Below are 7,242 nucleotides of genomic sequence, written 5' to 3'. Positions count from 1 at the left end.
ATGTCATTTCTTATATCATTTTTTGATGTCTATTCTTTTTCAAAAGATAACAGAACATTTACCTTTTGCGTATCTTTTCTCAATCTCTTTTACGTCTTTTTCAGGTCCTTTTCAAAAAGTGATTTCGTCGAAAATAGATAGCGATGGGAAGGAGAAGAGATAGAGAGGAGATAAATGTGCTGTTATGATTGAGTGAGTAACAGACTGGAGAACATCCAGGGAAAGAGAGGTGGAGCGAATCGTACTCTTGTAATGATGAGTGCCCTTGTTACAACATCTTGCACACTGAAGAGATACCTGACCTCTTCAGTGTGCCCTTTACATCCTTTCTGTCATAATCATTGCAAATGTCGAATAAATCGTCTGCGCTCACGATGGAGACGATTTATACAGACGTCGATAAGAAGCGGGCACATGTGGTCGAAGTCCTCAATGCGGGCCAATGTGAATACCTTGCAACTGCTCGAAGCGGTGGTGCGTGGTAACTTCCATGCGCAGATGGCTTTTGAAGCGATCGTGGCCCTCTTGAAGCACTCCGGCTTGCCCCGCACGCTCTCCTTTGATCGGGATTCTCGGTGTGAGGGCTCGACATCAGGGTGCGAGGCCCCCTCGGTCCTGTCCCGTTTTCTGCTCTGTGGTAGGGGGCGACCCGCTATTTGCCCATCTCAGCGCCGTGAGTTCAATGGAGGTGTCAAACGGTTTTAACAATCATCCAAGGAGAAATGTGTACAGGTGCATCGGCCTGCCCCGCTCTCGGAGGGACGTGAGGTTACAGGGCCTCTCAGCGGCATTCCAATGAGCAGCGGAGCAGCCCCATCAGGGGCGTGCCTGTCGTCATCGGGCGTCCCGCGAAGCATATCCCACTCTGCCCTCGCGGCACAGGCTGCCCGAGGTGTGAATCCCGATGCTTGGTCGCGCATGCAGTTGACGGGCGGGCCTTTATGCGCCGGATCAAGGCGGATGGCTATGTGATCGTGGAACATCAACTCTCCTCCGTGATGCAGATGTTGGCGGGACAGGCGGTGGCGTTGGTGTGGTCGGGGCTCTCACCCAGTAGTTCGCTATCCTGCAAGGCGGCACGCTGCTCAAGTAGGTGCCGATCAAAGGGCTGATGGGAGCCTGTATGTTGCGAGCGCACTTCATCGAGCACATGGGCAAGTTGACTCGCTCCCAAGACCGTCTGCGCCGGCTCCGGCAACAGGCAACACACCTCTAGCTCACTGTGCATGTGAGGCGTGTTGTGGATTCATGTGTATTGATCTGCCTGGGTCTTGTCTTTCTCTTTGTTCGCTCATAGCTTATCTGCTCTTGTTCTTCCTATCTATTTAATCTTCTATTTCTTTTTGTGTACGCAGCACAACAAACTGTACCGTACTGAAAGCGGCAAATCATACAGTTGCGTGTTCGTCGTCTATTCTACGATATACCCTCCGGTTCGCGTATATATTTTATGAACGGCTTGTCCATCTCACAGCGATGTTTGCTTATCATACCCGTAGTGTTTATGAACGACTGCCATCATTGCCCTGGCACTTGGGGAGGTGTGGGGAGCTTCCTTGTACCGGTGCCTGTGCTTGCCCGTGAGTGCCTCTACCTTGATTGCCCTGCTACGACGCTATGCCCACCGGTTCCACCTCCCGTGCCTCGTGTGCTTGGCGTTGACGAATGGAGTCTATCCCCCACATGGGGAGTGGTCTTTCTGTATATCTGAAATACCGCCGCCCATGGTCCTGCTTAAACGGCACGTGGGGTAGGCAATCAGCGCCTGGTTGCAGGCTCATTTTGAAATTGCCATCGTGAGCCGTGATCGGGGCAAGACGGGTGCAAAAGCCATTCTCTTAGAGCACCACATGTTCAAGAGGTGCTTGACCGTTGGCATCTGCTGCGCAATCTTAGCAAGTCCTTGGCTTGGAATTGACACTCATGTCACTGGAGAAGCGACGAAATCGATAAGCGTATGCGTAGGCTTGAACCCTAAGGAAACATTGAGGCGTAGAATAGCCATATTGCTTCTATCGTTTGTCGTCCAAATTTGCTCAATTTGATTTTTATGTGCAAGGTGGATTGCGGTAATCTTCATAGCGGTTGCAATTCCTTGACGCCTATAGGAGAGTATAACACCGGTTACTCCCATCGTGACTTTTGTGGGATCTACAGTTTTGCGGAGCTCGCATAAGCCAACGTATTCTGACGTTGAGATGTCATATGCAATTACGGTACAAGCAAGATTTAAGAGAGGAAGACGATAGCGCTGAAAGTCATTGAATGAGAGCAAAGGTCGGGGTGGTAATAATGGAATATCAGGCATTAGTGCTTGAAGAAGCGAAAAATATTTCTGTTCTCGCTGGGGCTGAGGATCGGGTAAACTGTTATAAGGGAATAAACGCAGTGAATGGGGGAGGGAAGGGAAGCGTTCCCCTTTTATCAGTGAAATATCAAGCACAGATTCTTGCAATCGGCGAGCTTCTACAAACTTTTTCCTTCGTAAGAAGTAGAAGGTTTGCCCATCAATTTGATCCTCTCTCAATCGTTTGCGAAACTGGACTGGAGGATGCAAAGTAGCAAGATCATGAATGTGTTGATACAGCAGTGAACCCAATCCCCTGCTTCGATAGAGCGGATGCACAAAGACTCCGATACTCCAAACCTGCGGATGATAGTGATAGCAGTCTTGCGTAATCCAACAAGTTGCAATGATATCCCTCGAAGAGGCAGAGTGAGTCATCAGCCATCTCCTCTGCCCCGGAAATCTATTGTGCAGATCCAAAAATTGTAAAGCGGAAGCGGTTTGCCTGCCCTGAGCCTGAGACGGATCAGAGCAAAACAGTTCCTCTAAAAGATCGTATTCTCCCTGAAAAGGGCGCAAGTATATCATATTATATTTTATGCTTCTAATAATCGTATCGCTAAAGAATCCAGCGTTTTTTCTTGAGGCCATACCTGTTTGGCTCGACGATAACAAGCGATAGCTTCCTCACGCCGTCGTTTGCTTTGTAAGGATATCGCTCCTTCTATCCCCTTCAGGAGATATGCTTCCATAGCATCCTTATCACCTTCCTCTAAGGCAATTCTTGCTTGATAATTATATACCTGGTACAAAGTACGTGGGGAAACAGGGATTTTTTGCTCTACAAGAGGTTGCATGGCACTACTGGCTTGGCTGAGATGGCCGGTATCAAGAAAGATTAAACCTTTTACGAAGTATAAATTCCCTTCTGTAAACTCTGAATACAGATAAGCGGGATCTTCAGCCGCTCTTTCAGGGAAAGTTTGGCAAGCTTGTTGGATCAAAGCCGAGACTTTCTCGTGCTCTTCGTAGCAACGAGCTAGCACCATAGCAAGGCGCATTGCCATGCAACTTTGCAATAACGGTGAAACTCGAGAAAAGAATGGCCACGCTTCCTGTATAGCGTGTAAAGCTGCTTTGTTTTCGTTTCCATAATAGTACGAGCAGCAGAGATGTATACGAGCAGCAGCTTGAAGTAATGGTGTCTGGGACATGTCTGCGTATATTACGGCTTGCTGGCAATATTTTTGTCTTGTTTTTATGTGAGTAGTATGAAATGCAATTAATCCTAACTGTAGATATGCCTGGCAAGCAAGTTCTGCTGCATCTTTATTTTGCTTTGCGAGTTGGGATAAAGCCGGGAGATATCGCGACAATGTCTTCTGGATAAAGGTATATTGATGGCCTCCTAGCAAATGCCAGTTTGCCACTATGCCTGCCGCAGCATGACAAAGAAAATCCTCAATTGGGAATGTCTGTTTATAGGGCGGAAAGTTCACAGCAGTTGCCATGAACGATAATGCCCCGAGCAGTGCATCTCTACGCGAAATAGGCTGTTGAGCGGACATAGCCGTGATCTCCTTATCTAGGATTTGCTGAAGCTCGCCTAAGGAAAATCCATGATACTTACATTGATACACAAAAGAAAGAAATTGTGCAACAGTAGCACCTATAAGTATATTTTCTTGTTCTTGTTCTTCTTCTGGTGAGGAAAGCTCAAGTGTTGAAAGGGAACTACAAAGTTGCGAATTGAGAAATAGGGGATGCTTTTCTCTTTGAGGGGCTTCAAGAGCACTTATGTTCTGATGTGCTGTCCTATCAAAAGGTACTATGAGCTCAATTGGTGATGCTTGCAGTATATTTTGGAGTTGTGCGATGGATCGAGCCGGGACTTGACACTGCTTAGCTATCTCTAATATCTTCATTTGGACGGAAGGCGGCTGATTCATGGAAGTGCACAGCAACTGCTCTATTCCTTCTGAATCATTTTGATATCTATCAAAATATGACTGCACTCGAGAGAGGTCTTTTTTTGAAATTAAATCTCCAAATGCAAGAGCTCTCATCGTTTTTTGCCTAATCTTTTCTATTTGAGAGCGTAGTGATCGTATACCATGTTCCTCAGTCCAAGCCGCAGAAATATCATCAGACAGGAACATTCCTCTATCTATCAAATTTTGTGCCTCTTGCCATAAGGGAAGAGCATCTTGTAGAGAAGAAAGTTTCTCTGCGCGAGAAGCTAACTCCAAGACAGCCTCTGCATCCCACCAGAGAAGCGTTTGGGGGTGCAATGTAAGACGTCCTGACCGTTGGCTGAACAGAAGTTCTGGAGGGACAGCAAGTCTTGTCTTGCTAATCGTTTGCGAAAGGCGATGCAATTTCTCTTTTGAGCTAATAGGCCGCCCATCGAGATCGAAAGAAGGCCAAAGTCGAAGGAGCCAGTTGCGAGGTAGGCTTCGATCCTTCGCACATAATAAGCACACCAGCACTCCTCTTAAGTATTTCATTTTCTCTAATGAGAACGTATGGCGGTAGTCTGCTGTTCTTGATTCAAGTGTCATAGAACCAAACGTATAAACATACATCCTCGGTCCTGATAGTTGATATGCTTCTTGCATCTGTCTTCCTCCAGCTTTTTAAGGGCTCAGAAATGGATAGGATGTTTATTGCTTGTATACTACAACAGTATAATAAGATAATAAAATTATTTCCAGTATTGAATATAGATTTTTGTATTCGCATATGCATCTTAATGATGACCACTTTATAATATGAAAACATTTTAATGAAAAAGATAAAAAATATAAAAATACAGTAAAAAGATACATTCAATGTTACATTGATAGCTGGTCCCGTTCGGGTTCGAACGCTCGGGACGGTAGAACAGGCTCAGTGCCTCTTTCTGGCCCTGCAAGCTGCCGCCTCTGAAGAGACTCGGGTGCTCTTGCTTCACAGTCGCTTTCTTCTACACAATCGTCAGCGTCTCGAGTTCGAACTCGAAGCGCTACTGGGCCCTACATAATGGGAGCAGCGGCACTATTTGGGGTCAGATGTGCTCGGAGTTGCGATCCAAGTCATCGAGGTAGGGGTTAAACATCTCCGTGCAATGTATCTATTGAAGCATGCTCTGGACCCTCCCTGTCCTGTATGGGTGTCTCTTGATGACACATGACGATTACATGATCGTCCCCTGATCGCGGGGACAACATTTCCGCGGCAAGCATGCGGGCCGTTTCTCGATCGATTGCGAGCACTTTGATATCGAGGATCAGCTCCGCCCGAAACAGAAAAATTTCCTTGCCCGGTGGTGGCTCCACAATCTCAGCGTCTGCCAGGGAGAAAAGCCCAGATTCCTTCCCAGAGGGTGACAGAAATACTGGTTCCCGTCAAACGAAGCGATCGTATAGGGTGTCTCAGGCTCATCGGCCTCATAGCCGATCACATGGATCAGCTTCCCTTGCACGGTGCGATACCAGCGGTCTTGACGAAACAACGCTTTACTCATGGGATTGCTCCTGCTCAGAGAGAACGCCAAGAGCCCAAAGCATCGCAATGGCAAGCTGACGAGCATTTATAGTGATAAGCAGATGTGCGAGTACCGTTGTGATGGACCAGTTCTCTGAGGAGACATCGGCAAGCAGCCCGACGACAACCCGTTTCTGTTGCTCTGGCGAGAGGTGTTTGACCTTTTGCAGAAGCTGTTCCAGGCGGTATTCTGGAATGCGCCGAGGATGCTGGTCCGGGAGTTTTTGAGGAATCTCGCCCACGATTTCTGCGCCACACTGCTGGCATTTGTAGATCTCCTGATGCCCTCGTAAGAACCAGTCCTGGCACGGCCCGTGACACGTCGGCTCAAAGCCGAAGATGTGCTGGTCAACCAGTGCAAAAATGGCGTCATTGCTCAAGGTCGTCTGCTTCATGCTTCTCTCCTTCCTTCTCGATCGATTTCAGTAGCTCTTTGTCCTGTTGTCGGTGTCCGATCCGTTCGAGAAACTCCCCAAGAAGCTGGTCGCCTTTCAGAAGCTGGATTCTGCACTCAAAATAGGCAGGATCATTTGCCGCCTCCAAAAATACGCGACGCGCTTCCTGAGGATTAGATCCACTGTACAGCGTCTGGTTTCCTGCTTTGACTGTGTAGTTAGCTACCATGATTCCTCTCATTGCGATGAAGAAGAAGTTGTGATACAAAAGAGACAGAGAAAACTCCGATAGCGAGAAACAAAAGCAAAATAGTTCTTTAAAAACAGAAGAACTCTCTAAGAGAAGCATACATGATATGTACAGGATAAAATGGAGAAAATCGCTCTTGAATCAATAAGATATCATCAAAGAGCGATCAAAAATGGTCCAGATATTGCCGAAAGGGAATACACGATGAAAAAAGCTCTCCATCCCAACCAACTGAAGAAGCTGCTCGCCATCGCAGGTCTCTCGCAAAGAGAAGCCGCGCAAGAGGCTAATATACCAGAAGGAACATTCCGCCATTATGTGGCAGGAGATCAAGTCATCCCTCGACGGGATCGTGTTAAAATCGCTCGGGTTATTGGTTGCGATATCCAGGCATTGGCACCACAATATGATGTGCAAGATCAGCTTCCCTCGAAACTGAAGGGCAAAACCGCTTCATTTGAAGCTGACGAATATTTTGCTTTTGGATCTGTAAAAACAAACATTATCATTCTTGATGGAGACGGAACAGATGTCTATATTCCCGAAAACATTCACACCTTTTATGACCCCCAACCAGCAACCTTCTTTGACGAGGTCATACAGGCAAAGAAGCAGATCCAGCAAGAGCAGGAAGAGAGAAAACGAAGCGGGAAGCCGTATCAATGGAATGGGGCAAAGGTTCTTCTCTCCCGGATCGTTATCAGCCGAGAACCGGTTCATGAACAGATGACTTTGAGTTTGTGGTTTAAGCCGAGAGACCATTATATCGGACTGGCTACCCGTCG

At 47.2% G+C, this 7,242-nt stretch carries 9 protein-coding genes; 3 read left to right on the top strand and 6 right to left on the bottom strand.

The features are described 5' to 3' along the window. Window positions 1–414: 414 nt before the first annotated feature. Window positions 415–705 carry a hypothetical protein gene (locus EI42_RS31390; RefSeq protein WP_137686363.1) on the top strand — a complete coding sequence of 97 codons (291 nt, stop codon included), beginning with the start codon at window positions 415–417 and terminating at the stop codon, window positions 703–705. A 277-nt stretch (window positions 706–982) separates the two neighbouring features. Here EI42_RS31390 and EI42_RS31380 read toward each other — a convergent pair whose 3' ends face one another. The 3 genes from EI42_RS31380 to EI42_RS31370 form a co-directional block, all read right to left on the bottom strand. Beyond that, the gene (locus tag EI42_RS31380; RefSeq protein ID WP_211326446.1) at window positions 983–1,228 is read right to left on the bottom strand and encodes a hypothetical protein; all 246 of its coding nucleotides are present in this window, start codon (window positions 1,226–1,228) and stop codon (window positions 983–985) included. A gap of 693 nt (window positions 1,229–1,921) precedes the next feature. Further along, entirely contained in the window at window positions 1,922–2,725 is an 804-nt protein-coding gene (locus EI42_RS31375; protein ID WP_170143059.1) for a GNAT family N-acetyltransferase, read from the bottom strand. A 158-nt stretch (window positions 2,726–2,883) separates the two neighbouring features. After that, entirely contained in the window at window positions 2,884–4,905 is a 2,022-nt protein-coding gene (locus EI42_RS31370) for a tetratricopeptide repeat protein (RefSeq protein ID WP_111326874.1), read from the bottom strand. A 221-nt stretch (window positions 4,906–5,126) separates the two neighbouring features. Here EI42_RS31370 and EI42_RS35080 point away from each other — a divergent pair, with 221 nt between their 5' ends. Continuing rightward, window positions 5,127–5,309 carry a hypothetical protein gene (locus tag EI42_RS35080; protein ID WP_371860019.1) on the top strand — a complete coding sequence of 61 codons (183 nt, stop codon included), beginning with the start codon at window positions 5,127–5,129 and terminating at the stop codon, window positions 5,307–5,309. A gap of 246 nt (window positions 5,310–5,555) precedes the next feature. On the opposite strand, the gene EI42_RS31365 is transcribed toward EI42_RS35080, so the two are convergent. From EI42_RS31365 to EI42_RS31355, 3 genes are read right to left on the bottom strand one after another with little or no spacing between them, the layout of a single operon-like run. Continuing rightward, window positions 5,556–5,792, bottom strand: a complete 237-nt coding sequence (locus tag EI42_RS31365; RefSeq protein WP_111326872.1) for a hypothetical protein — start codon at window positions 5,790–5,792, stop codon at window positions 5,556–5,558. Continuing rightward, window positions 5,785–6,207 carry a hypothetical protein gene (locus EI42_RS31360; protein WP_111326870.1) on the bottom strand — a complete coding sequence of 141 codons (423 nt, stop codon included), beginning with the start codon at window positions 6,205–6,207 and terminating at the stop codon, window positions 5,785–5,787. The genes EI42_RS31365 and EI42_RS31360 overlap by 8 nt, the downstream gene beginning before the upstream one ends. Then, window positions 6,182–6,436: a hypothetical protein gene (locus EI42_RS31355; RefSeq protein ID WP_137686219.1), complete on the bottom strand. Its 255-nt coding sequence runs from the start codon at window positions 6,434–6,436 to the stop codon at window positions 6,182–6,184. The genes EI42_RS31360 and EI42_RS31355 overlap by 26 nt, the downstream gene beginning before the upstream one ends. Before the next feature lie 141 nt (window positions 6,437–6,577). On the opposite strand from EI42_RS31355, the gene EI42_RS31350 reads away from it, so the two are divergent. Further along, window positions 6,578–7,242, top strand: a 665-nt coding sequence (locus EI42_RS31350) for a helix-turn-helix domain-containing protein (RefSeq protein ID WP_146505475.1), incomplete at its 3' end; no start/stop codon positions are given.

Source organism: Thermosporothrix hazakensis, assembly GCF_003253565.1.
In the GTDB taxonomy this organism is placed as follows: Bacteria; Chloroflexota; Ktedonobacteria; order Ktedonobacterales; family Ktedonobacteraceae; genus Thermosporothrix; species Thermosporothrix hazakensis.
The sequence above is the reverse complement of the archived record's forward strand: the minus strand, read 5'-3'. Positions and strand labels throughout refer to the sequence as shown.

Excerpts from the sequence above, each read along its gene's own strand:
- EI42_RS31390 (WP_137686363.1), top strand. The coding sequence starts at position 415 with ATGTGGTCGAAGTCCTCAATGCGGGCCAATGTGAATACCTTGCAACTG.
- EI42_RS31380 (WP_211326446.1), bottom strand. The coding sequence starts at position 1,228 with ATGCACAGTGAGCTAGAGGTGTGTTGCCTGTTGCCGGAGCCGGCGCAG.
- EI42_RS31375 (WP_170143059.1), bottom strand. The coding sequence starts at position 2,725 with ATGACTCACTCTGCCTCTTCGAGGGATATCATTGCAACTTGTTGGATT.
- EI42_RS31370 (WP_111326874.1), bottom strand. The coding sequence starts at position 4,905 with ATGCAAGAAGCATATCAACTATCAGGACCGAGGATGTATGTTTATACG.
- EI42_RS31365 (WP_111326872.1), bottom strand. The coding sequence starts at position 5,792 with ATGAGTAAAGCGTTGTTTCGTCAAGACCGCTGGTATCGCACCGTGCAA.
- EI42_RS31360 (WP_111326870.1), bottom strand. The coding sequence starts at position 6,207 with ATGAAGCAGACGACCTTGAGCAATGACGCCATTTTTGCACTGGTTGAC.
- EI42_RS31355 (WP_137686219.1), bottom strand. The coding sequence starts at position 6,436 with ATGGTAGCTAACTACACAGTCAAAGCAGGAAACCAGACGCTGTACAGT.